24 protein-coding genes are annotated in these 23,527 nt (G+C 71.0%); 5 read left to right on the top strand and 19 right to left on the bottom strand.

Going from position 1 to position 23,527, the window contains the following annotated elements; all coding sequences use genetic code 11:
- Positions 1-36: 36 nt before the first annotated feature.
- The 17 genes from MFF13_RS12550 to MFF13_RS12470 form a co-directional block, all read right to left on the bottom strand.
- Positions 37-1,335, bottom strand: coding sequence for a glutamate-5-semialdehyde dehydrogenase (locus MFF13_RS12550; protein WP_147830215.1), 1,299 nt, complete (start codon positions 1,333-1,335; stop codon positions 37-39).
- A gap of 147 nt (positions 1,336-1,482) precedes the next feature.
- The gene (proB, locus tag MFF13_RS12545) at positions 1,483-2,598 is read right to left on the bottom strand and encodes a glutamate 5-kinase (RefSeq protein ID WP_147764450.1); all 1,116 of its coding nucleotides are present in this window, start codon (positions 2,596-2,598) and stop codon (positions 1,483-1,485) included.
- Positions 2,595-2,999 carry a type II toxin-antitoxin system VapC family toxin gene (locus tag MFF13_RS12540; protein WP_147830229.1) on the bottom strand — a complete coding sequence of 135 codons (405 nt, stop codon included), beginning with the start codon at positions 2,997-2,999 and terminating at the stop codon, positions 2,595-2,597. The genes proB and MFF13_RS12540 overlap by 4 nt, the downstream gene beginning before the upstream one ends.
- A 28-nt stretch (positions 3,000-3,027) precedes the next feature.
- Positions 3,028-3,312 (bottom strand): type II toxin-antitoxin system VapB family antitoxin, encoded by a 285-nt coding sequence (locus MFF13_RS12535; protein ID WP_187273698.1) that lies wholly within the window; start codon positions 3,310-3,312, stop codon positions 3,028-3,030.
- A 61-nt stretch (positions 3,313-3,373) separates the two neighbouring features.
- The gene (gene obgE / locus MFF13_RS12530) at positions 3,374-4,402 is read right to left on the bottom strand and encodes a GTPase ObgE (protein ID WP_147764452.1); all 1,029 of its coding nucleotides are present in this window, start codon (positions 4,400-4,402) and stop codon (positions 3,374-3,376) included.
- A gap of 144 nt (positions 4,403-4,546) precedes the next feature.
- Entirely contained in the window at positions 4,547-5,146 is a 600-nt protein-coding gene (locus tag MFF13_RS12525; protein WP_147830233.1) for a GNAT family N-acetyltransferase, read from the bottom strand.
- Positions 5,147-5,343: 197 nt separating this feature from the next.
- Positions 5,344-5,610, bottom strand: a complete 267-nt coding sequence (rpmA, locus tag MFF13_RS12520) for a 50S ribosomal protein L27 (RefSeq protein WP_147726605.1) — start codon at positions 5,608-5,610, stop codon at positions 5,344-5,346.
- 63 nt (positions 5,611-5,673) lie between these two features.
- Positions 5,674-6,000, bottom strand: coding sequence for a 50S ribosomal protein L21 (gene rplU / locus MFF13_RS12515; RefSeq protein ID WP_147753626.1), 327 nt, complete (start codon positions 5,998-6,000; stop codon positions 5,674-5,676).
- 205 nt (positions 6,001-6,205) lie between these two features.
- Positions 6,206-7,168, bottom strand: coding sequence for a type II secretion system F family protein (locus tag MFF13_RS12510; RefSeq protein WP_147764455.1), 963 nt, complete (start codon positions 7,166-7,168; stop codon positions 6,206-6,208).
- A 60-nt stretch (positions 7,169-7,228) separates the two neighbouring features.
- Entirely contained in the window at positions 7,229-8,203 is a 975-nt protein-coding gene (locus MFF13_RS12505) for a type II secretion system F family protein (protein WP_373322528.1), read from the bottom strand.
- The gene (locus MFF13_RS12500) at positions 8,200-9,636 is read right to left on the bottom strand and encodes a TadA family conjugal transfer-associated ATPase (RefSeq protein ID WP_147753628.1); all 1,437 of its coding nucleotides are present in this window, start codon (positions 9,634-9,636) and stop codon (positions 8,200-8,202) included. Before MFF13_RS12500 ends, MFF13_RS12505 begins: the two co-directional genes overlap by 4 nt.
- 120 nt (positions 9,637-9,756) lie before the next feature.
- A complete protein-coding gene (locus MFF13_RS12495) occupies positions 9,757-11,001 on the bottom strand; it encodes a CpaE/TadZ family protein (protein ID WP_238272273.1) in 1,245 nt (414 codons plus the stop codon).
- Positions 11,002-11,084: 83 nt separating this feature from the next.
- Positions 11,085-11,843 (bottom strand): CpaD family pilus assembly protein, encoded by a 759-nt coding sequence (locus MFF13_RS12490; protein ID WP_238272272.1) that lies wholly within the window; start codon positions 11,841-11,843, stop codon positions 11,085-11,087.
- An 80-nt stretch (positions 11,844-11,923) separates the two neighbouring features.
- Entirely contained in the window at positions 11,924-13,453 is a 1,530-nt protein-coding gene (locus tag MFF13_RS12485; protein WP_238272271.1) for a type II and III secretion system protein family protein, read from the bottom strand.
- 56 nt (positions 13,454-13,509) lie between these two features.
- Positions 13,510-14,304 (bottom strand): Flp pilus assembly protein CpaB, encoded by a 795-nt coding sequence (gene cpaB, locus MFF13_RS12480; RefSeq protein ID WP_147753453.1) that lies wholly within the window; start codon positions 14,302-14,304, stop codon positions 13,510-13,512.
- Positions 14,305-14,435: 131 nt separating this feature from the next.
- Entirely contained in the window at positions 14,436-14,957 is a 522-nt protein-coding gene (locus MFF13_RS12475; protein WP_238272270.1) for an A24 family peptidase, read from the bottom strand.
- A 371-nt stretch (positions 14,958-15,328) separates the two neighbouring features.
- The gene (locus MFF13_RS12470; protein ID WP_147753451.1) at positions 15,329-15,493 is read right to left on the bottom strand and encodes a Flp family type IVb pilin; all 165 of its coding nucleotides are present in this window, start codon (positions 15,491-15,493) and stop codon (positions 15,329-15,331) included.
- A gap of 323 nt (positions 15,494-15,816) precedes the next feature.
- Here MFF13_RS12470 and MFF13_RS12465 point away from each other — a divergent pair, with 323 nt between their 5' ends.
- The gene (locus tag MFF13_RS12465; protein ID WP_147831160.1) at positions 15,817-16,332 is read left to right on the top strand and encodes a pilus assembly protein N-terminal domain-containing protein; all 516 of its coding nucleotides are present in this window, start codon (positions 15,817-15,819) and stop codon (positions 16,330-16,332) included.
- Between the two features lie 25 nt (positions 16,333-16,357).
- On the opposite strand, the gene MFF13_RS12460 is transcribed toward MFF13_RS12465, so the two are convergent.
- Both MFF13_RS12460 and mtnA read right to left on the bottom strand, forming a co-directional pair.
- The gene (locus MFF13_RS12460; protein WP_238272269.1) at positions 16,358-17,449 is read right to left on the bottom strand and encodes an aminotransferase class V-fold PLP-dependent enzyme; all 1,092 of its coding nucleotides are present in this window, start codon (positions 17,447-17,449) and stop codon (positions 16,358-16,360) included.
- A 64-nt stretch (positions 17,450-17,513) separates the two neighbouring features.
- Positions 17,514-18,611, bottom strand: a complete 1,098-nt coding sequence (mtnA, locus tag MFF13_RS12455) for an S-methyl-5-thioribose-1-phosphate isomerase (RefSeq protein WP_147831164.1) — start codon at positions 18,609-18,611, stop codon at positions 17,514-17,516.
- A 225-nt stretch (positions 18,612-18,836) separates the two neighbouring features.
- On the opposite strand from mtnA, the gene MFF13_RS12450 reads away from it, so the two are divergent.
- The 4 genes from MFF13_RS12450 (at position 18,837) to MFF13_RS12435 (ending at position 23,390) form a co-directional block, all read left to right on the top strand.
- A complete protein-coding gene (locus tag MFF13_RS12450) occupies positions 18,837-21,557 on the top strand; it encodes a DNA translocase FtsK (protein ID WP_147831166.1) in 2,721 nt (906 codons plus the stop codon).
- Positions 21,558-21,842: 285 nt separating this feature from the next.
- Positions 21,843-22,538 (top strand): guanitoxin biosynthesis heme-dependent pre-guanitoxin N-hydroxylase GntA, encoded by a 696-nt coding sequence (gene gntA / locus MFF13_RS12445; RefSeq protein ID WP_147753454.1) that lies wholly within the window; start codon positions 21,843-21,845, stop codon positions 22,536-22,538.
- A complete protein-coding gene (locus tag MFF13_RS12440; protein WP_147753446.1) occupies positions 22,531-23,157 on the top strand; it encodes a DUF1989 domain-containing protein in 627 nt (208 codons plus the stop codon). Before gntA ends, MFF13_RS12440 begins: the two co-directional genes overlap by 8 nt.
- An 80-nt stretch (positions 23,158-23,237) precedes the next feature.
- The gene (locus MFF13_RS12435) at positions 23,238-23,390 is read left to right on the top strand and encodes a DUF3096 domain-containing protein (protein ID WP_238272268.1); all 153 of its coding nucleotides are present in this window, start codon (positions 23,238-23,240) and stop codon (positions 23,388-23,390) included.
- The last annotated feature ends 137 nt before the right edge of the window (positions 23,391-23,527 follow it).

The raw sequence follows: 23,527 nt of genomic DNA, 5'->3' as shown, positions 1-23,527 counted from the left end.
TCGCTATCGCTCCAGAACGCGCGGGCGCGAAACGGCTCACGGGCGCGTCTGGCCGCTGCCGTGGACCCGGTACTTGAAGGTGGTGAGCTGCTCCACGCCGACCGGGCCGCGGGCATGCATGCGGCCGGTGGCGATGCCGATCTCGGCACCGAACCCGAACTCGCCGCCGTCGGCGAACTGGGTCGAGGCGTTGTGCACGACGATCGCCGAATCGACCTCGGCCAGGAAGCGCACGGCCTCGTCCCCATCCTCGGTGACGATCGCGTCGGTGTGGTGCGAGCCGTAGGTCTCGATGTGCTCGATCGCCGCCTCGAGCCCGTCGACCACCCGGACCGAGATGATCGCGTCGAGGTATTCGGTGCGCCAGTCAGCTTCGGTCGCCGCGGTGACGCGGCCGTCGACCGCCTGCACGGCGGCGTCGCCACGCACCGCGCAGCCGGCCTCCAGCAAGGCCGCGACGAGGGGGGCAAGGTGGGTGCCGGCGCAGGCGCGGTCGACCAGCAGGGTCTCGGTGGCGCCGCAGACGCCGGTGCGGCGCATCTTGCTGTTGAGCAGGATGGTCCGCGCCATGTCGAGGTCGGCCGCGGCCGCCACGTAGACGTGGCAGATGCCGTCGAGGTGGGCGAAGACCGGAACCCGCGCCTCGGCGTGGACCCGCTCGACCAGGCCACGCCCGCCGCGGGGCACGATCACGTCGATGCAGCCGTCGAGGCCGGCGAGCATGGCGCCGACCGCTGCGCGGTCCTTCGTCGGCACGATCTGGATCGCGTCCGCGGGCAGGCCGGTGGCTTCGAGCCCGGCGCGCATCGACTCGGCGATGGCCATGGCGCTGCGGTGGCTGTCCGAGCCGGCCCGCAGGATCGCGGCGTTGCCGGCCTTGAGGCAGAGCGCCCCTGCGTCGGCGGTGACGTTGGGGCGGCTCTCGAAGATCACGCCGACGACGCCGAGCGGCACGGCGATGCGCTCGATCAGCAGCCCGTTCGGACGCTCGAAGGCGGCGACCTGGCGCCCGACGGGGTCGGCCAGCGCACCGATCTTCTCGACCGCGTCGGCGATCGCGGCGAGGCGGCCCGCGTCGAGGGTGAGGCGGTCGATCAGCGCCTGGCTCTGCCCGGCCGCCTTCGCGGCGGCGACGTCGCGGGCGTTCTCGCGCAGGATGACGACGCGGTCGGCGCGCAGGCGCTCGGCGATGGCCCGCAGGGCCACGTCCTTGGTCTCGGCCGAGGCCAGCGCGAGCTTGCGGCCGGCGGCGCGGGCGCGCCGGCCGATCCCGTTCATGGTCTCGGCGAGGTCGTCGGCCGACGCGAAGTCGGATCGCATGTTCAGGACTGGCACCGGTACAACCCCAGTTCGGCAGCCCGAAGCGAGCCGCCTACGAAGCTGCGGATTATCTGCATCCTCGGGGACGACGAAACAAGCGCTGGCGCGAAGATCGGAACGTTTCGAAACGGTCACCCGATCTCGGACGACGCAGGAGCGAGCCTAGAACATCGCCAGGTCGTCGCGATGCACCATCCACGCGCGTCCCGGATAGGTGAGGAGGTCGGCGATCTGCGCGCTCGGGCGGCCGAGGATCAGCGCCGCCTCCGTGCTGTCGTAGCCGACGAGGCCGCGGCCCAGCACCCGGCCGGCACGGTCGCGGATCAGCACCGCGTCGCCCCGGCCGAAGCTTCCCTCGACGCCGCAGACGCCCACCGGCAGCAGGCTCGCCCCGCCTTCGAGCGCCCGCGCCGCGCCGTCGTCGATCACCAGGGTGCCGCGCGGCTCGAGCGACCCGGCGATCCAGGTCTTCCGCGCCGCGGTGGGGGTGGAGCCGGACAAGAACCAGGTGCAGCGGCCGCCCGCGACCACGCTGCGCAGCGGGTTCTTCTCGCGGCCGTCGGCGATGATCATGTGGGTCCCGCCCGACACCGCGATCTTGGCGGCCTCGACCTTGGTCCGCATGCCGCCGCGCGACAGCTCCGAGGCGGGCCCGCCGGCCATCGCCTCGATCTCGGGGGTGATCCGCTCGACCACGGCCAGGTGGCGCGCGTCCGGGTCGGCGCTCGGAGGCGCGGTGTAGAGCCCGTCGATGTCGGAGAACAGCACCAGCACGTCGGCGCCGATCATCGTGGCGACGCGGGCCGCGAGCCGGTCGTTGTCGCCGTAGCGGATCTCGGAGGTCGCCACGGTGTCGTTCTCGTTGACGACAGGAACCGCCCGCATCTCCAAGAGCTTGAGCACGGTCGCCCGGGCGTTGAGATAGCGGCGGCGCTCCTCGGTGTCCTGCGGCGTCACCAGGATCTGCCCGGCGACGATGCCGTGGTGCCCGAGCGCCTCGGCCCAGTGCCGCGCCAGGGCGATCTGCCCGACCGAGGCCGCGCCCTGGCTCTCCTCCAGGCGCAGGGCGCCGGGAGCGAAGCCGAGCACGGTGCGCCCGAGCGCGATGCTGCCCGAGGACACCACCAGCACGTCGACGCCGCGGGCATGCAGGTCGGCGATGTCCTCGGCAAGCGCCGCGAGCCACGCATGCCGCAGCCGCCCGCGGGCGCGGTCCACCAGCAGGGCCGAGCCGACCTTGATGACGACGCGGCGGAATTGATCGAGGGAGGGGGTCATGACGCCGGGACGAATGCGGGGACGAAGTCGGTGTGGACGAAGTCGTCGCCGTTGAACAGGAGCGGCACCGCATACGTCCTGGCGACGGCGTAGGTGAAGCAGTCGCGGAAATTCAGCTGGGCCGGATGGCCGCGGCCCTTCCCGGAACGCAGGAAAGCGTCGGCGCCGGCCTCGAACATCGCCGCATCGAAGGCCACGATGTTGATCAAGCTGTCGTCGAGAAACCGATCGACCGCCCTGCGCGCCTGGCCGGGTAGTTTCTGCTCCAGAACCGTGCACGTCTCGATGAGCGTCGACGTTCCGACGATGACATGCTCGCCGAGGATCAAGCGGAGGAAAGCATCCGCTTCCGGTTTCCGCATCAGGATGGCCACGATCGCCGACGTATCAATCGCGATCAACGGGGCGCCTCAGATCGGAAGGCCGTGATCATCGTACAGATCGCGATGGTCCGAGGTCGCCCCCGGCACCTTGCGATCTGCGATCTGCGATCTCACGGACGAAGCCCCGTAACGATTCGTACCGGCGGCGGCGCTCCGGCGTCAGATCTTCCAAGGATGGAACGCGCGGAGGCTGAGGCGACAGGCCTTCGGCCGGCAGGGTTTCGCGAAGCGCGGAGACCACCGCGTCTTCGACCGACGTGCCTGTGCGCTCGGCCAACTCCTTGGCAAGTCCGAGCGCCTCGTCTCGCTCCACGATCAGAGCTTCGATCACCGTCCGCTCCACCAGGACACCGTCCAGCGCGAGACCATAGTCGAGGTCGGGCCGACCGTCATCACGGCTGCCAGGCCGGCTCGGGGACGCGCTCCGCCTCGGCGGCCGCGTCCATCTCGCCCTGGAGCGCGCGCAGGGCCTCCGGCACGCCCTGGCCCGAGGCCGAGGACAGGACCAGCGGCTTGCGCTTGGCGGCGCGCTTCAGGCGGGCGACCTGCTCCTTGAGGGTGTCCGCGTCGATCGCGTCAGCTTTGGAAAGCGCCACGATCTCCGGCTTGCCGGCGAGGTCCTCGCCGTAGGCCTCGAGCTCGCGCCGGATCGTCTTGTAGGCCTTGCCGGCATGCTCGCAGGTGGCGTCGACGAGGTGCAGCAGCACGCGGCAGCGCTCGACGTGGGCCAGGAACTTGTCGCCGAGCCCGACGCCCTCGTGGGCGCCCTCGATCAGGCCGGGGATGTCGGCGAGCACGAACTCGCGGGCGTCCGAGCGCACCACGCCGAGGCCCGGATGCAGGGTGGTGAAGGGGTAGTCCGCGATCTTCGGCTTGGCCGAGGTCACGGTGGCCAGGAAGGTGGACTTGCCGGCGTTCGGCAGCCCGACGAGCCCGGCGTCGGCGATGAGCTTGAGGCGCAGCCAGATCCACTGCTCGGTGCCCTCCAGCCCCGGGTTGGCATGCTTCGGGGCGCGGTTGGTCGAGGTGGTGAAGTAGGCGTTGCCGAAGCCGCCGTTGCCGCCCTTGGCGAGCCGGACCCGCTGGCCGACCTCGGTCATGTCGGCGATCAGGTGCTCGCCGTCGACCGCCAGGATCTGGGTGCCGGCCGGCACCTTCAGCACCACGTCGGCGCCGTTGGCGCCGTGGCGGTTCGAGCCCATGCCGTGCTCGCCCTTCCGCGCCTTGAAGTGCTGCTGGTAGCGGTAGTCGATCAGCGTGTTCAGGCCCTCGACGCACTCGACCCAGACGTCGCCGCCGCGCCCGCCGTCGCCGCCGTTGGGGCCGCCGAACTCAATGAACTTCTCGCGCCGGAACGCGACGCACCCCGCGCCTCCGTCGCCGGAACGGACATAGACCTTGGCTTCGTCGAGGAATTTCACGGTGTCGCTCGTCTCTTGATCGAGGCGGGTGGCGGCCCGCTTCGTCCGTTCACGCCGCTTCGGTGCGGCCCTGTCCGTCCGCGGCCGGGGTCGCACGCCGTGCGAACCCCGCCTCGAACCCTATCGTGTCGCACCGAGATGCCGTCAGGCGGCCCGGTCGCAGGCGACCCGGTCGGCCCGGGCCGACCACGCGGCGCGGTCGAGCCGGAAGCGGTCGGAGGTCATCTCCCAGCCGCGGATCGGGAAATACTCCGTCGCCGTGCCCGTGCGGACGAACCCGACCTTCTCCAGCACCCGGCGCGAAGCCGGGTTCTCGACGCGCGCCTCGGCGGTCAGCGCCGTGCCGCCGGCATAGGCGAAGTAGGCGTGCGCCATGGCCACCGAGGCCTCGGTGGCGAGCCCGCGGCCCCAATGGGGCCGGCCGAGCCAGTAGCCGAGGCGCGCGCCGTCCACCGCGGCATCGGACCGGATTCCGACGAAGCCGACGAGGCCGGCCGGATCGGAGCGGAGCGAGACCGCCATCGCGAGCCCGTCGCCGAGGGCGTTGCAGCGCCGCGCCTCGATCACGAAGGCCTCAGTCTCCGCGCGGTCGATCGGGTGGCGGATCCGCGCCGTCATCTCGGCCACCGCCCGCTCGCCGGCGAGCCGCACGATCGCATCCACGTCCTTGGCGCGCGGCCAGCGCAGCCACAGGCTGCGGGTCTCGATGCGGAAGACGTCGTCGCGGGTCAGATCGGGGAACATCGTTCGGGCTCCTCCGCCGCGATCCTCCGTAGCGGAGAACCGTTGCGCTGAGACGACGAAAGGGAGGATGGCGCCCCATCCTCCCCCGCGTGTTCCGTTCGACTCCGGGCCTCGTGGCCAGGATGCGAGAAACAGGTCCGCCGGTTCGGTGTGGGACACCGGCGGGGCCTGCTTCGCCTGTACGAGGCGCCCGCCGTCTACTCTGCCGCCTGCGCCAGCGGCACCACCGCCACGAAGGCGCGGCCGCGCTTGGTCTGGAACTCCACGCGGCCCTCGGTCAGGGCGAACAGGGTGTGATCCTTGCCCATGCCGACGTTGGTGCCGGGGTGCCACTTGGTGCCGCGCTGGCGCACGATGATGTTGCCCGGGATGACGGCCTCCGAGCCGAACTTCTTCACGCCGAGGCGCTGGCCGGCCGAATCGCGGCCGTTGCGGGACGAGCCGCCTGCTTTCTTGTGTGCCATGGTTCAGTCTTTCGAATGACGTGGGATCGGGACGTGCGGATCGCGTGGGGGCCTCGGCGGCCCTTACGCGCTCTTCGAACCGGCAGTGAGGCCGGTGATGCGCACGACCGTGTGGTGCTGGCGGTGGCCGCGCTTGCGCCGCGAGTTCTGACGGCGGCGCTTCTTGAAGGCGATGACCTTCTTGTCGCGGCCGTGGGAGACGATCTCGCCGGTGACGCTGAAGCCCGACAGGAGCGGCGCGCCGACCTGGGTCGCGTCGCCGTCAGCGAACAGGAGGACCTCGCCGAAGGTCACGGCGGAGCCTTCGTCGCCTTCGAGGCTGGCGATGGTGATGGTGTCGTTCTCGGCAACGCGATACTGCTTGCCGCCCGTCTTGATGACTGCGAACATCGTCTCTCTCGTGGTTCGAACGGCCTCCGGGACGCGCCCTGGACCGACTTCTTATGCGTTCGTCGCGATCTGCCCGGGGGCTGCCGCAACGCGAAACGCACGGCCTTCTGCGAGGAAGCCGCGCGTTGTGCCCGGTGGATAGGGGATCGGCACCTGCCGTGTCAAGGATTCGCTGGCGTTTCCCGCGTCGGGCGGACGCTCCGCCTCAGCGGATCGCCTGGATGATCGCCGGGGTGATGATCACCACGAACAGCACCGGCAGGAAGAACAGGATCATCGGCACGGTGAGCTTCGGCGGCAGCGAGGCGGCCTTCTTCTCGGCGTCGGTCATGCGCTGGTCGCGGCTCTCCTGCGCCAGGATGCGGAGCGCCTGGCCGACCGGGGTGCCGTAGCGCTCCGCCTGGATCAGGGCCGTGACGACCGCCTTCACCGGCTCGAGGCCGACGCGCATCGCGAGGTTCTCGTAGGCCTGCCGGCGGTCCGGCAGGAAGGACATCTCGGCCGTCATCAGGGCCAGTTCCTCGGCCAGCACCACCGATGTGGCGGCGATCTCGGTGCTAACCTTCCGGAAGGCGTGCTCGATCGCCATGCCCGATTCGACGCAGATCAGCGTCAGGTCGAGGGCGTCGGGCCAGGCCCGCTTGATCTCGGCCTTGCGCTTGTTCGACGTGTTGACGAGGTACAATTCCGGAGCCTTGATGCCCCCGTAGGCGCAGGCGATGACGATGCCGATGCGCATCAGGTAGGGCTGGTCGAGGGCTTCCAGCACGAACAGGTAGAAGATCGATCCCAGCGTCGCCGCGACCGGCATGACGAGGCGGAAGAACAGGAACGTCGTCTCGGATTGCTGGCCGCGATAGCCGGCCATCAAGAGCTTGCGCTTGGCCGTGTCGGTGCCGAGCCAGCGGCGCAGGTCGAACCGCTCGACGATCTGCTTCATGTAGGCCTTGGGCTCGATCCGCAGCGTCGCCTTGGTGTTGAGCCGCTCGCGCTCCCGCCGGCGGATGACCTCGCGCTCGTCGCTGACGAGCTTCATCCGCTTGCCGAGGTTGTCGCTCTCGAGGAAGGGCTGCGCTACGGCGAAGGCGGTGGCCGCCGCCGCGATCGCGGTCAGCGCGATGGCCACGTTGCGCGGGTCGAAGACCTTCTGGGCGATGAGGTCGATCATGGCGACGGGGCTTCCCGAAAGGGCGTCCGGAGGGGGGCGGCGAGCGGAGCCCGCGGGCGTTCAGAAGTCGAACGCGATCATCTTCTTGATGGTCAGGATGCCGAGGCCCATCCAGATCGCCGAGCCCAGCAGGGCGAGCTTGCCGATGTCGGTGGTCCAGAGCAGCGAGATGTAGTCGGGGCTGGTCAGCGAGGTGATGCCGGCGACCACGAAGGGGAGGGCGGCGATGATGCCGGCCGAGGACTTGGCCTCCATGCTCATCGCCTGGATCTTGCCGGCCATCTTCCGGCGCTCGCGCAGCACCCGCGACAGGTTGGAGAGCGCCTCGGAGAGGTTGCCGCCCGACTGCTGCTGGATGTTGATCACGACCGAGAAGAAGTTCACCTCCTGCACCGGCACCCGCTCGTAGAGCCGCGAGACCGCCTCGCCGAGGGACAGGCCCAGCGTCTGGGTCTCGATGATCACCCGGAACTCCGAGCGCACCGGCTCCTCGGCCTCGCGGGAGACCATGCGGAAGCAATCGCCCACCGGGATGCCGGTGCGGATGCCGCGCACCACCACGTCGACGGCGTTGGGCAGCTCCCTCAGGAACTTCGCGATGCGGCGCTTGCGCAGGTGGCGCAGCAGGAACGCCGGCACGCCGAGGCCGCCGACGAAGGCCCCGCCCAGGCCGGCGACCGGATTCGCGCTCACCACGAGCACCAGCAGCCCGACCAACACCGCGAGCCCGGCGGACATCATCCAGTAGGTCCGCTGCGACCACGCCAGGCCGGCCCGCGCGATCTTCAGCTCGAGGGTCACCTTCGCGGCGCCCTTGGCCTTGGCCTCGATCTCGCCCAGCGTCTTGGCGACCTGCTCGCGCCGGTTCACGCTCACGCCGCGGATCGCGCTGCCGGTCGCCGACGCGCTGATGGTCCGGAGCCGCTGGGCCGCGCGCCGCTCGCCCATCATCAGCGGCATCAGGAAGACGTAGCCGAGCGCCAGCGCGGTCACGAAGACGAGCCCGACGGCGAGTTGCAGGTTCCCGCCGTTCACGGGGCGCCCCCCGCCGCCGCGGCGGCATCGAGCGCCTCGCCGAGCTGGCGCTCCAGGCCGTAGTAGCGGGCGCGCTCCCAGAACTTCGGCCGGCCGACGCCGGTGGAGCGATGGCGCCCGATCAGCTTGCCGTTGGCGTCCTCGCCGAGGATGTCGAACAGGAAGATGTCCTGCGTGGTGATGACGTCGCCCTCCATCCCGAGCACTTCGGTGATGTGGGTGATGCGGCGCGAGCCGTCGCGCAGGCGGGTGGCCTGCACCACGACGTCGATCGAGCCGCAGATCATCTCGCGCAGCGTCTTCGAGGGCAGGGTGAAGCCGCCCATCGAGATCATCGACTCGATGCGCGACAGGCACTCGCGCGGCGAGTTGGCGTGGAGCGTTCCCATCGAGCCGTCGTGGCCGGTGTTCATCGCCTGGAGAAGGTCGAAGGCCTCGGGTCCGCGCACCTCGCCGACGATGATCCGTTCGGGCCGCATGCGCAGGCAGTTCTTGACGAGGTCGCGCATGGTGACCTGGCCCTGGCCCTCCATGTTGGGCGGGCGCGTCTCCAGGCGCACCACGTGCGGTTGCTGCAGCTGCAATTCGGCCGCGTCCTCGCAGGTGATGATCCGCTCGTCGTTCTCGATGAAGGCGGTGATGCAGTTGAGCAGGGTCGTCTTGCCCGAGCCGGTGCCGCCGGAGATGACGATGTTGCAGCGCGAGCGGCCGATGATCTTCAGGATCTCGGCCCCCTCCGGCGAGATCGCGCCGAAGCGCACGAGCTGGTCGAGGGTGAGCTTGTCCTTCTTGAACTTTCGGATCGTGAGGGCCGGGCCGTCGATGGCCAGCGGCGGCGCGATGACGTTGACGCGCGAGCCGTCCGGCAGGCGCGCGTCGCAGATCGGCGAGGCGTCGTCGACCCGGCGCCCGACCTGGCTGACGATGCGCTGGCAGATGTTCATCAGCTGCTGGTTGTCGCGGAAGCGCACGTTGGTGAGCTGGATCTTGCCGCTCACTTCGATGAAGGCGCGGTTGGCGCCGTTGATCATGATGTCGGCGATGTCGTCGCGGGCGAGCAGCGGCTCGAGCGGGCCGTAGCCGAGCACGTCGTTGCAGATGTCGTCGAGCAGTTCCTCCTGCTCGGCGATCGACAGCACGATGTTCTTGAGGCCGATGATCTCCGAGACGATGTCGCGGATCTCCTCGCGCGCCGACTCGGGCTCCAGGCGCGAGAGCTGGGCGAGGTCGATCGCCTCGATCAGCGCGCCGAAGATCATGCTCTTGGTGCGGTAGTAGTCTTCAGAGCGCGGGTTGTCCTGCGCGGCGACCGGCGCCGACGCATCCATGCGCTTGGCGGCCACGTTCTCCTGCACCAGCACGGGTGCGGTCGCGCGCGCGACGACCGGCGGCGCGGTCGGCGCCGCCGTGGCGCCCTGCCTCCTACCGAACATGGAACGGATCCTCGGATGGCATGGCGGCGCGCGGGCGCGCGGGTGCGCGACCGCGCAGTAGTGCGGGCGGTGCGAAGGTCGGATCGTCCGCCGGGACGGCAGGCCGCGTAAGCGCCGGCATCAGGACGCCTTCCGCCGCGCGAGCTTCGCCAGGAGCGGTTCGAGCAGGTTCGGCCGGGCGCGCTTGGCTTCGGGCCGGCCGAGCAGCGCCGCCGCGAGGTCGGCGAAGATCTCGGCGGGCTTCGAGCCGGCCTGCACCTCGGCGATCATCTGGCCGTTGTTGGCGGCCGTCCCGAACAGGGCCGGCTCGAACGGGATGCTGGCGGCAAGCGGCGCCTCCAGCGCCTTGGCGAACTCGGCGGCCCCGATCTCGGGGCGCTTCGGCACCCCGATGCCGTTCAGGATGACACGGGGCCGGGCGTCGTTGGGCCGGCCCTGCTGCAGCGCGCCGAGCAGGTTCTTGGCGTTGCGTAGGGAGGCGAGGTCGGGGCCGGCGACGATCAGGATCTCGTCGGCCGCAGTCAGCACCCGCTTCGACCAGGCGCACCACTGGTGCGGCACGTCGAGGACGATGCAGGGCACGGCCGCGCGCAGGTGGTCGATCAGCGCATCGAAGGCCGGCTCGGACAGGTCGATCGTCCGGTCGAGGCTCGCCGGCGCCGAGAGCAGGCTGAGCTGGTCGCTGCACTTCGAGAGCAGGCGCTCGACCAGGTTCGAATCGAGGCGCTCGGGGGCGAACACCGCCTCGGCGATGCCCTGGGGCGGATCCTGGTTGAAGTTGAGCGAGGCGGTGCCGAAGGCGATGTCGAGGTCGGCGATCACCGTCTGCGCGCCCTGGCCGCGGGCGATCGACCAGGCGAGGTTGTGGGCGACCGTCGAGGCGCCGATGCCGCCCTTGACGCCGTAGACCGCGATGGTCCGCCCGACCGGCTTCACCCCGGGGGCTGCGAACAGGTCCGAGAGCGAGGCGATCAGCGCCAGCGGCTCGACCGGCGCCATCAGGTAGTCGCTGACGCCGCGCTGAATGAACTGGCGGTACAGCGCCACGTCGTTGACGTGGCCGACGACGATCACCCGGGTGCCGGCGTCGCAGACCTCGGCGAGGGCGTCGAGGCATTCCATCGGCCGGGATTTCGGCCCTTGCGTCTCGATGATGATGACGTTGGGCGTCGGCGCGTGGCGGTAGGCTTCCACCGCCGCCGCGCCGCCGCCCATCTGGACCTTCAGGAGGGCCTTCTGCATGCGTCGGTCGGTCCCGGCGCCCTCGATCATCGCGGCGGTCTCCGCGGTCTCGCAGAACGCCTGGATCGTGATCCGGGGCACCGGGGCGATCATCCGCTCAGATGTCTCGGGGTGGTCCGCCATGACGAGGCCTTCGGGTTCGTGGGAGCGCGGGAACGGTGTGTCGGGGTAGGGGGTGGCGCCGGGTGGCGGCGTCGCCCGCCGGGTCACTCGGCCACGGAGGACTTGACGCTGGTCTTGCCATCCTGCCGCCAGGCGGTTGACGGATCCTTGCCTTCGCGGAGCTGGCCGATGTCCTTGACCCGGCGGATCGTGTCGATGCGGCCCTCGGGGCGCCCGCGCACCAGGTCGACCGGGTCTGCGACCTGCGCGGCGATCGTCGCCTGGGTCGAGCAGCCGAGGTTCCACGACGGCTGGTTGCGGAAGTTCGCGACCGGGCTGCTCTCGCCGAGATCCTGGGGCCAGAGCCCGCACTTGTCGGCGACGTGCGCCTCCATGCGGTGGAAGCTGAGGCGGATCGGGCTGGCGAGGCCGGGGTCGGCCACCGGGTAGCCGGAGAGCACGATCTCGCGGGGGGGGACGCCGCCCTCGGCGCCGAGCCAGCGGATGGCGGCGGCCGTGCGCTCGACCCCGGCGCCGACGTCCGGCGCCACGCCGCGCGGCAGGTCCATCACCAGGCTGCCGCGGCCGTAGCGGCGGTATTCCAGCAGGAACGCGTCGATGTCGGCGGCCTGGCGCGGGTCGATGTGGCCGATCCCGGTGACGAACACGTCGAGGACGCGGCTGCCGTCGGCGAGCACGATCGGGTGGCGGGCGCGATAGTCGGCGGGCACGATCGAGCCGGTGACGGCGCGGTCGGCGTGGCAGGCGCCGAGCGCGGCGCCTAGGGAGGCGAGCAGGGCGACGGCCAGGTTCCGCCGGGCAGGCGTCCGTCGAATGGGGGAGGGCAAGCCGGACAACGTCATCGGTTCGGTCCTGGGGCGGGGCGGCGCCGGGTCGGGTTGAGGGGATCGCGCGGCACCGGGCGCCGCGACGCGAGGGGTTCTCAGTCGGTGATGAAGCCGACGCGGCCGCGGTAGCCGCGCCCGAGGGGAGCGGTGCCGACGGTGCCGTAGACGCGGTTGATCTGTCCGAGCAGGATCGCCTGGCCGTCGGTGGCGTCGACGAAGGCGTCGTCGGGGCGCGTCACCTGGCGGGGCTCCATCGCCTTGGCGATGTAGGGGGTGACCATGATCATCAGCTCGGTCTCCTGCCGCTGGTAGTCGCGCGAGCGGAACAGGGCGCCGAGGATCGGCAGGTTGACGAGGCCGGGCAGGCCGGTGATCGCCGCCTTGCTCTTCTGCTGGATCAGGCCCGCGGTCATCATCGTGGCGCCCGAGGCGAGCTCGACCGTCGTCTCCGACTTGCGCACCGTCAGGCCGGGGACGGCCGAGGTCGTGTTGCCGCTGACGAACGAGTAGGAGTTCTGCGGGTCGATCTCGCTCACCGACGTGCCGACGCGCACGGAGATGCGGTTCTCGGCCATCACCACCGGGGTGAAGTTGAGGGTGACGCCGTAGGGCTTGAAGGTGATGCCGACCACGCAGGTCGGCTGGGTGCCTGCAACGAGGCTCGGCGTGCAGCTCTGGCTCGACGGCACCGGCAGCTCGCCGCCGGCGGTGAAGTTCGCCGACTCGCCCGAGATCGCGGTGAGCGTCGGCTCGGCGAGCACCCGCGAGACGCCGGCCTGCTCGAAGGCGCGGAGCGTCGCCGTGATGCTGGCTCCGCCCGTCCCGTTGAGGGTGCCGGAGATGAGGTTCCCACTCGGGAACTGGCCGCCCGAGAGGGCGAGCGGCGTCACGTTGGCGAGGTTCAGGCCCGACCAGCTGCCGCTGACGTTGATCCCGAACTGCTTGAGCACGGTGCGCGCGACCTCGACCACGGTGACGCGCAGCATCACCTGATCCTTGTTGCGGATCGTGAGGTTGTTGATCACTGTGCCGCGCGTGGCGGCGCCGCCCGCGGCGGCACCCGCGCCGCCTCCCCCGGAGACGCCGACGAAGGCGTTGGCGATGTCGATCGCCTGCTGCGCCTCCGACGACGAGCCGACCGACCCCGACAGCAGGATCGAATCGCCGGTGACGCGCACGTCGAAGCGGCCGCCGGGAATGCTCTGCCCGAGGAGCTGACGCAGCGCCCCGAGCTTGAGGTCGCGCGCCACCGTGACGTCGAGCGCCGCGATCTGGCGGCCCTCGGCGTCGAGGATGAAGATCGAGGTCGCACCGTCGGCCATGCCGATGACGAAGACCTTGCGGGTCGAGCGCACCACGGCGTTGGCGACCGCGGGGTTGGCGACGAACACCTCCTTGGCGTCGCGCGGCAGGTCGACGATCACGGAGCGGCCCGCGGTCAGCTCGATCTTGCGGGTCGTTGTCGCCTCGGCCTGCCCCACGGACAGCACCGGGGCGGGGCCGAGCACCGCCCGCTCCTGCGCCGAGGCCGGCGCGGTCCCTACCGCGGCCACCAGGGCGAGCAGGGCGGCGAGCGAGCGGGCGCGTGGGTGGGCGAGGGCGCCCGCGGGAGGGCCGGCGGCCATGGATCCGGACTCCGTCATCGGCTGCACCTCATCGTGCGGTTCGGGCATCTTGGGGCTCACCGCGTCTGCTGCCGGCTGACGCCGAAGCGCATCACCGTCAGGGCCGCCTCCTGGGGAGCGGCCTCGGCCTCCGGCGGACGGCCGGAATCGGCGAGGCTGCGCAGGGCGAGCGAGAGGGAGCCGACCTTCTGGGCCAGCGTGATCTTCTCGGCCTGGCCGGGGGTCAGGGCGAGGGTGGCGGTCTCGCCAGTGACGACGTTGGTGCCGTTCTTCTCCTGGATCAGCTGGCCGACGGCGAGGACGCGCACGTCGGTCAGGATGGTCTGGGAGACCTGGACGTCGCTGCCGGTCGACTTCGAGTTTTCCTCGTCCCGGAAGGTGCGGATCACGTCGACGCGGTCGTTGGGCAGGATGAAGCCGCCGGCCGAGTTGGTGCCGCGGCTGTCGGTGACGATCGCCACGGCGCGCATCCCGGCGGGCAGGATCGCGGCCATGAAGCCGCTGTCCGGGCGCACGAGCTTCTGCGGACGGATCGGCTCGCCGGACAGGAAGGCCGAGCGGGTCGTCGCGCCGGCCGTCTCCTCCAGCGCCTTCGGCACGTCCTTGCGAGTGATGTAGCCCGGGGTCAGCGCGTCGTCGGGCCATTTCTGCCAGCGCAGGTCGGCCGGCTGCAGCACCTGCCCCATCGGCAGCTCGGCGGCCGCGACGAGGACGTCGGTGGTCGGCGCCGCGGGCGCCTCGACCTTGACGACCGTCGGCGGGGGCGGCGGGTCGCCGCCGCTCATCAGGAGAGCCGCTCCACCGCCCGCGACGAGGGCGATGGCGAGGACGGCAAGACGCGCTGGTTTCATCGTCGGGCCAAAGCAGGGGACGGCAGGAGTGCCATCCGTTTCCCGACGGTAGGGGCGAAGTCCTCAAATTAGGGTTAAGGAGCGATGACCGCCCGGTTTTTGCCGATGTCCTGTTGCGGACGGCCCCGGAATCAACCGCCGAGGGCGCGCGTCCAGACCAGCGTCTCGGGCAGGATCATCAGGGCGGAGGCCGCCAGCGCGATACCGTAGGGGATGCCGGTCTTGGCGTCGTGCAGGTGCAGCGCGAAGGGCAGGCGGGCGACGGTCCGAGGCAGGGGATGGCTGCGCGCGAGCAGGATCGCCAGGGTCAGCGCCCCGCCGAAGATCGAGGCGACCAGAAGGTAGTCGAGGAGCTGGTCGAACCCGATCCACAGCGCGGTCGCCGCCGCGAGCTTGGCGTCGCCGCCGCCGATCTTGCCCAGCGCGAACAGGGTGAAGGTGACGGCGAGCACGAGCGCGCCCGCCGCGAGGTGCATCCCGATCTCGGGCAGGCTGAACAGGCCGGTGGCGGCCACCGCGCAGAAGCCGGCGATCAACGCCAGCGAGATGCGGTTCGGGATCAGCATCGTAAGGAGGTCGCTCGCCGCGGCGTAGGCCATGAAGAACGGAAAGACGACCAGGAGCCCGAAGCCCGCCAGACCGGTGCTTGCCATCACGCTCGCCATGACCGTTGCCATCATCCTTGCCGCCGTCGACGTGGCGTTCGAGCCCCAGTGTCGGGCGAGGGCATGAAGAAAGCGCAAATTACGGCCGGGAGAGCCGGGGCGTCGCGCAAGACGCCGGCCTCGCGGTCGACGACGCGAAGCCGATCCCGCCACCGCGGGATCGGCTTTGGCCCGCGAGGGGGCAGGGCATGCGCGACCGCGACCGGACGCATCGCACCCCGATGTCTCGTTCCGCTTCCGCGACGAACCGGCGGTCCGCCGCCTTCGTCGCCCGATCCCCTGGCCGCCTCCCATGGGGAGCCGGGGGATCGGGTCGTTGCCGCCGACTTTGCCGTCTTCGGTTGCCCGAAGCCGACCGATCAGCCGAGCTGGGTCGAGATGTTGGTGAACGCGCCGTTCAGCTTGGTGCCGATGACCTTCAGGGTGCCGATGATCACGACGGCGATGAGGGCGGCGATCATGCCGTATTCGATGGCGGTGGCGCCGGACTCGTCGGAAGCGAACTTCTTGAACATGGTCTTCATGGTTGTGATCCTTGGTCGAACACACTTGCGAGGTGAACCGTCGAAGATCTGCTGTTTCGATCGGCGGCAGACGAAGAATGGCCGCCTCGCCTTGCCATTCGGTTAAATCGGTCCGCGAAAGCGGTCACCGAGGCCAAGACCTTCGGCATGGTGAAGAAAGCGTAAGATTTGGCGAGAACCGTGCCGGCCGCTTTAGCGCTTCTTTCACCAAATCCGTGTTGTCTCTTGTGACGAGCGGGTCGCCAGCTCCGTAGCACTGCACCTGCCTGCGGCGGCGACGCCTCGGCCCCGCACCCCAGCGTATGGATGAGTTCGAACAGCCGATGCGCCCGACCCAGCCCCGCCTCACCCTGCATGCCTCGAAGGCGAAGCGCCTGCCGAGCGCGGCCCTTGCCGTCGCGCTGCTCGTCACAGCAGCCCCGGCGCTGCGGGCCGAGACGCTCCCGGTCGTCACGGTGGTGGTCGACAACGCCAAGGTCATGCGCCTGCCGGAGCGGACGCAGACGGTGATCGTCGGCAACCCGATCATCGCCGACGTGACGCTGCAGAAGAACGGCGTGCTGGTGCTGACCGGCAAGAGCTTCGGCGCGACCAACCTGATCGCCCTCGACGCGGCCGGCGCGATGCTGGCCGAGACGACGATCCGGGTCGAGGCCTCCCAAACATCGGTGATCACCGTCCAGCGCGGCGCCGAGGAGCGGAACTCGTATTCCTGCACGCCGTACTGCCAGCCCTCGGTGCAGCTCGGCGACTCGACCAAGTATTTCGGCGAGGTCAGCGGCCAGGCCGAGAGCCGCCGCAGCCTCGCCACCGCCGGGTCGACGCCGGCCGGGCACTGACGCTTCGGGCTGCCCGGAGCGTCAGCTAACCGCCGCCGCGACCGGGCAGCACCGCCTCCAGCGCCGCCAGCACCCGCGACAGGTCGGCCTCGTCGACCCAGACGTGCGGGCTGATCCGAAGGCGGCCGAGCCGGGCGCTGACGAAGACGTTCCGATTTCGCAGTTGCGCGACGAGACCCTCCGCGTCGACGCCCGGCACCGTGAGGCCCAGGATGTGCGGGCAGCGCAACGCGCGCGGCGGAACCGCGAGGCCCAGGGCCTCCACACCGTCGGCGAGGCGGTCGGTCGAGGCCCGGAGCCGGCCCGCGATCGCCGGCATACCCCAGCCCGCGACCAGTTCCAGCCCCGTGGCCGCCATCGGCAGGCCGACCGGATCGTGGCATTCGCCCCGGTCGTAGCGGCGCGCGCCCACGGCCGGCGGGCGGTTGCCGGCGTTCTCCGCCAGCGGCGCCCCGTCCTGGCGGTGAGGCGCCGCATAGAGGAAGGCGAGGCTGTAGGGGCCGAGCACCCACTTGTAGGTCGGGAAGGCCAGGAAGTCGGGCTTCCACCGCGCCACGTCGATGGGCACGGCGCCGACCGCCTGGGTCGCATCCACCACCAGGGCGGCGCCGGCCGCGCGGACGGCCGGGGCGAGGCGGTCGAGGTCGATGACCGTGCCGTCGGCCCAGTGCAGCGGCGTCAGGGTCGCGACCGCGAGCGGCGGCGCGCCGGGGCGGGCGACCGCTTCGAGGAGCGCCGCGGTCCAGTCGCCGTCGGCCGGGCGCGGCACCGCCTCGACGACCATGCCGGACTCGGCGGCGACGCGGTCGAAGGCGTAGCAGAGGGACGGGAACTCCTCGGCCACCCGCAGGATGCGGCCGCCCGGGACCGGTACGATCCCCCGAGCCGCGATGGCGATCGCGTCGGCCACCGATCCGACGACGGCGACGTCGTCGGCCGACGCGCCGATCAGGCCGGCGGCCGCGCGGCGCGCCCGCTCGGTCCAGGGCGGCACCTCGGAGCGCGGATGGGCCCAGGGCAGGCTCTTGACCCGCATGCCGGCCTCGCCCGCCGCCCGCACGCTGCGCGGAAGCGGCGACCAGGCCGCGGCGTCGAGGTAGGCGACCTCCGCCGGCACCTCGAACAGGTGCCGCTGGCAGGCGAGAATGGGAGGCGCGGAGGTGATCGTCGAAAACCTCCCCTCAGGCGGCCTGGCGCCGCTCGGGATAGAGGCCGAGCAGCCCCTCGGTGTCGGCCCGCGCGATGCCGCGCTCGGTGATCAGGCCGGTGACGAGACGGCCGGGGGTGACGTCGAAGGCCGGGTTGGCGACGGGGCTGCCCGGCGAGACCACCTCGACCGTGGCGAAGCCGCCGTCGGCCAGCCGGCCGGTGAGGTGGGTGACCTCGCGCGCGTCGCGCTCCTCGATCGGGATCTCGGCGACGCCGTCTCGCAGGGTCCAGTCGATCGTCGAGAACGGCAGCGCCACGTAGAACGGGATGCCGTTGTCGTGGGCGGCGAGGGCCTTCAGGTAGGTACCGATCTTGTTGCAGACGTCGCCGGACGCGGTGGTGCGGTCCGAGCCGACGATGCAGAGGTCGACCTGGCCGTGCTGCATCAGGTGGCCGCCCGCGTTGTCGGCGACGACGGTGTGCGGCACCCCGTGGCCGTTGAGCTCGAAGGCGGTGAGCGCGGCACCCTGGTTGCGCGGCCGGGTCTCGTCGACGATCACGTGGACCGGCAGGCCGGCTTCGTGCGCGACGTAGATCGGCGCCAGCGCCGTGCCCCAGTCGACGGTGGCCAGCCATCCGGCGTTGCAATGGGTCAGGACGTTGACGGTCCGGCCGGTCCGCTGCGCGATCTCGGCGATCAGGCCGACGCCGTGGTTGCCGATGGCGCGGCAGCTGGCCACGTCCTCCTCGGCGATGCGGCCGGCCTCGGCGAAGGCGCGGGCGAACCGCTCCGGCGCCTGCACCTGGCGCAGGTTGCCGGCGACGCGGTCGAGGGCCCAGCGCAGGTTGATCGCCGTCGGGCGGGTGGCGGCGAGCGCCGCCACGGCGTGGTCGAGGCCGGCGTTCGAGGCGTCCTCGCGCATGGCGAAGGCGAGGCCGTAGGCCGCGGTCACGCCGATCAGCGGCGCGCCGCGCACCACCATGGTGCGGATCGCGCGTGCGGCGCCGTCGAGGCTCGCCAGCCGCTGCAGCTCGAAGGCGAAGGGCAGGCGGGTCTGGTCGATGACCTGGACGCTGACGCCGTCCGGGTCGGGGAAGATGGTCCTGTAGGGGCGTCCGTCGATCTGCATGGCCCCGGTTTGCCATATCGAATCGCGTTTTGCACCCTCGCGGACGTCCCGCGCGGGATCGCGACGGCGGGGACGGGTCGCGCCCGATCGCCGCGCGTTCCGAGAACGTGCTGCCTCTCGGCGAAGGCCGGCAGGGAGGCGTCAGGACTTTTTCAACCTTAAATGCGCGTTAACGGAAGGGGCCTAGCCTCCGGGGTCAGAGTCTCCTTTCGCGTCCGGTCCCGCATGCGCTCGCTTCGCCGCCCCGCGTCGCCCTACGATACCTTCGTCGACACGCTGCGCCCGTTCCTGGCGCGGCGGCTGACGGAACTCGGCGGGCTCGTCCTGTTCACGGGTGCGATCGGGCTGACCGTCGCGCTGGCGACGTGGTCGATCGACGACCCCAGCCTGAACCACGCCACCGACCACCTCGCCCACAACGTCCTCGGCCAGCCCGGCGCCGTGGTCTCGGATCTCGCGATGCAGATCCTCGGCCTCGGCGCGCTCGCCTTCGTGCTGCCGCCGGCCCTGTGGGGCATCCGCCTGATGCGCGAACGCGACCTGCCGAACGGCGGGATGCGGATCGCGCTCTGGATCATCGGCTTCTGCGCCGCGAGCGCGGTGGCCAGCGCCCTGCCGCCGACCGCCCGCTGGCCGCTGCCGACCGGGCTCGGGGGCGTCGCGGGCGACGCTCTGATGTCGGCCGCGCGCACCATCGTCGGCGCGATCTCGCAGGCCGGCGCGGCGCTGGTCGGCTTCGTCTACGCCGGCGTCGCGATCCTCAGCCTCACGGCCGCCTGCCGCGTCGGCCCCGCCCTCGAGGAGGCGGACGAGGACCTGCCGCCCGTCGCGGCGCAGGCCAACCGCCCGCGCCGGACCCATCCGGATGCGAGCCAGGACCGCCGACAGGACCGCGGGTACGACGAGCGCGACGAATCCGACGAGCCGGGGCTCGGCATCGTCGGATTCGGCACTGTCCTCCAGGCGGCGATGCGCGGCCGGGCGGCCTTGGCCGAGCGCTGGGAGATGTGGCGGGCGCAGCGCCTTGGCGTCGGCGGCCTGAGCTTCGCCGGCGCCTCGCCGGCGCTCGCCGCCCGGCGCGCCTTCTCCGACGAGGACCTGCCCTGGGCGAGCCAGCTGCCGAACGGCGGCCGCGCGGCCGAGCCGCGCCGCGAGCCGGTCTTCGAGCCGCGCGGGGAGCAAGCTTCACCTGAATTCGCGCCGCATGACACGACCCTTGGCGCGCCGCAGGCCCGGCGTCCGATCCCCGTCGTCCACGACGACGAGGAGTTCGAGGGCGAGGATGCGCCCGCCGCCGTCCCGGCGGAGGTCGCGGCCTCCCGCGTCTCCGCGCCGGTCGCACCGGTGGCGCAAGCCCGTCGCCCGGCGCCGATGAGCGACCCGAACGATTACCGCCATCCGGCGCTCGATCTCCTGGCCGAGCCGCGCGGCCCCTCGCAGGCGAGCCTGGTCTCGGCCGACGCGCTGGAGCAGAACGCGACCCTTCTGGAGGCGACGCTGGGCGATTTCGGCGTACGCGGCGACATCCTCGCGGTGCGCCCCGGCCCGGTCGTGACTCTCTACGAATTGGAGCCGGCCCCCGGCACCAAGTCCTCCCGGGTGATTTCGCTCGCCGACGACATCGCCCGGTCGATGTCGGCGGTCTCGGCCCGCGTCGCCGTGGTCCCCGGCCGCAACGCCATCGGCATCGAGCTGCCGAACGCGCGGCGCGAGACGGTTTACCTGCGCGAGCTCCTGGCCTCGGTCGACTTCGTCGAGACCAAGCACAAGCTCGCGCTTTGCCTCGGCAAGAACATCGGCGGCGAGCCGATCATCGCCGACCTCGCCCGCATGCCGCACCTGCTGGTGGCCGGCACCACCGGCTCGGGCAAGTCGGTGGCGATCAACACCATGATCCTCAGCCTGCTCTACCGGATGAAGCCGGAGGAGTGCCGCCTGATCATGGTCGACCCGAAGATGCTGGAGCTGTCCGTCTACGACGGCATCCCGCACCTGCTCTCGCCCGTCGTCACCGACCCCAAGAAGGCGGTCATCGCCCTCAAGTGGGCCGTGCGCGAGATGGAGGAGCGCTACAAGAAGATGTCCAAGGTCGGCGTGCGCAACATCGACGGGTTCAACGCCCGGCTCGACGAGGCGCGCCAGCGTGGCGAGGTCCTGACCCGCACCGTCCAGACCGGGTTCGACCGGCAGACCGGCGAGGCCGTCTACGAGAACGAGGAGATGGACCTCTCCCCGTTGCCCTACATCGTGATCGTGGTCGACGAGATGGCCGACCTAATGATGGTGGCCGGCAAGGACATCGAGGGTGCGATCCAGCGTCTGGCGCAGATGGCGCGGGCGGCCGGCATCCACCTGATCATGGCGACGCAGCGTCCGTCGGTGGACGTGATCACCGGCACGATCAAGGCGAACTTCCCGACGCGGATCAGCTTCCAGGTGACGAGCAAGATCGACTCGCGCACGATCCTCGGCGAGATGGGCGCCGAGCAGCTCTTGGGCCAGGGCGACATGCTGTTCATGGCCGGCGGCGGTCGCACGACGCGCGTGCACGGGCCGTTCTGCTCGGACTCGGAAGTCGAGAGCGTGGTCGCCCACCTCAAGCGCCAGGGCCGGCCGGCCTACCTCGAGGCGGTCACCGCCGACGACGGGTCGGAGGACGCTCCCAAGGGCTCGGCCCCGGTCGCAGGCCGCGGCGGCGACGCGCTGGAAGTGGACGGCGCGGTGTTCGACCAGGGCTCGTTCGGCGAGGCCGGCGGCGACCTCTACGACCAGGCCGTCCAGGTCGTGCTGCGCGACAAGAAGGCGTCCACAAGCTACATCCAGCGCCGCCTGCAGATCGGCTACAACCGCGCCGCCTCGATCATGGAGCGCATGGAGCAGGAGGGCATCGTCGGCGGTGCCAACCATGCCGGCAAGCGCGAGATCCTGGCCGAAGCCGAGGGCTGAGGCGCCCAGCGCGCGCCCCGATCCCCAGCGATCGGATCGCCGGGGCGCGGACGTCGCCCCGCGCCGACGCTGTCCACAGGCGTGTGCGACCGATCGCGGCGGACTTGCGCGGGACCAGGAACCGCACCGGCTGAGGCCGGTTCCCCCGATCCGGACGGCGATCTGCCTCCGGCATCGGCAACCGTGCCGCAAAATTCATCGCAGACGCGGGTTCTCATGCTTTCCTACGCGGACAACCGCGGGTTTTCGCTCGCCACCGACCTGTCCACTCTGCACCCGGCGCCGATCCGGATGCCGCGGGACGACGCCGACCATCCGCTGGCGGCGCAGTTCCGGGACTTCATCCGGGCTCAGCCCTTCCCTTGCGTCGGCGCCAAGTCGGCCCTGTCGCGGGGGCGGATGAAGATCGTGGTCGCCCGCGACATCACCTCCGGCTGGGACGACACACGCATCTATCCGGCGCTGCTGGCGTTCATCGCCCGCTACCGCGCCCAGCCCGACCTGTTCCAGAGCTTCGCCATCGTGTTCGAGGGGCCCGGCGACCTCTCCGAGCAGGCCTTCGAGGAGAACCTGTGGGCGCGGGCGCAATCGCTCTCGGACAAGGACGGCTTCCTCGGCCAGGCCTACGACCGGCGCGTCTCCGCCGACCCGGAGGACGCGCACTTCTCGCTCAGCTTCGGCGGCGAGGCGTTCTTCATCGTCGGCCTGCATCCGGGGGCGAGCCGGCCGGCCCGGCGCTTCAGTTCGCCGGTCCTGGTCTTCAACCTCCACGACCAGTTCGAGCGGCTCCGCGCGGAAGGCCGCTACGAGAAGCTGCGCGAGAACATCCTGGCGCGCGACGCGGCCTTCGCCGGCTCGCTCAACCCGATGCTGTCCCGGCACGGCGAGGTCTCGGAGGCGCGCCAGTACAGCGGGCGTGCGGTCGATTCCGACTGGGCCTGCCCGTTCAGCGGGCGCACGAAGGGCGGCGGCGATGTCTGAGGCGCATTCGGCCTGCGGGCACCACACCATCGCGCCGCGCTCGGGCACGGCCTTCACCCTCGACAAGGGCCAGTTCCTGGTGGTCACCGACCCGCAGGGCGAGCAGGTCGCGGACTTGCTGGCGTTCAACCGCGGCGACCTCGACGAGGTGATCTCGTCGGGCCGGACGCTGGATTACGCCAGCCGGATCTACCTGACGACGGGCGACCCGCTCTACTCGAACCGCTCGAACGTGATGCTGCGCATCGTCGAGGACACGGTCGGCCGGCACGACTTCCTCCTGACGCCGTGCTCGGCCGACACCTTCCGCATCATCTACGGCGACGCCGAGCCGCATCGCGGATGCTTCGGCAACCTCGCGGCCGCCCTCGAGCCCTTCGGCATCGGGCCGGACCGCATCCCGGTGGCGTTCAACGTCTTCATGAACGTCACCGTCGACGGGCACACGGGCGCGCTGAAGGTCGAGCCGCCCCTGAGCCGCGCCGGCGACCGGATCGTGTTCGAGGCGATGCAGGACCTCGTGATCGGGCTCACCGCCTGCTCGGCGCTGCAATCGAACAACTTCGCCTTCAAGCCGATCCACTACGCGGTCGAGGCGTCCTGGCCACTGAGGGCCTGAGCGCCGCGTCGGCGGGAACCTTGCGGCCACCGCACGCGTCGCCCTCCTGCGGCCAAGCTCGGTCGCAGGAGGGCGTTGCCATGACCATCTCGATCTCGCACCTGCAGCCGGTCATCGCGATCCTGGCCGGGATCCTGGTTCTGATCGCGCCGCGGCTTCTCAACTACATCGTCGCGATCTACCTCATCGCCGTCGGGGTGATTGGCCTCGGCCTGTTCCGCGGTCTATCCTGATCCCTGCGGAGCCGGTCGCGGCTGACAACCGGCGCGGAGCGTCACGCGGCGGGAGACCTTGGGCGGCGGCGTTCATCTTGCGTTGCAACACCGGATGGTCCAACCCGAACCGATAAGCTCGAGGGCCGAAAACCACC

Source organism: Methylobacterium cerastii (assembly GCF_022179125.1).
Lineage (GTDB): Bacteria > Pseudomonadota > Alphaproteobacteria > Rhizobiales > Beijerinckiaceae > Methylobacterium > Methylobacterium cerastii.
This window is presented reverse-complemented; position numbering and strand designations above follow the sequence as displayed.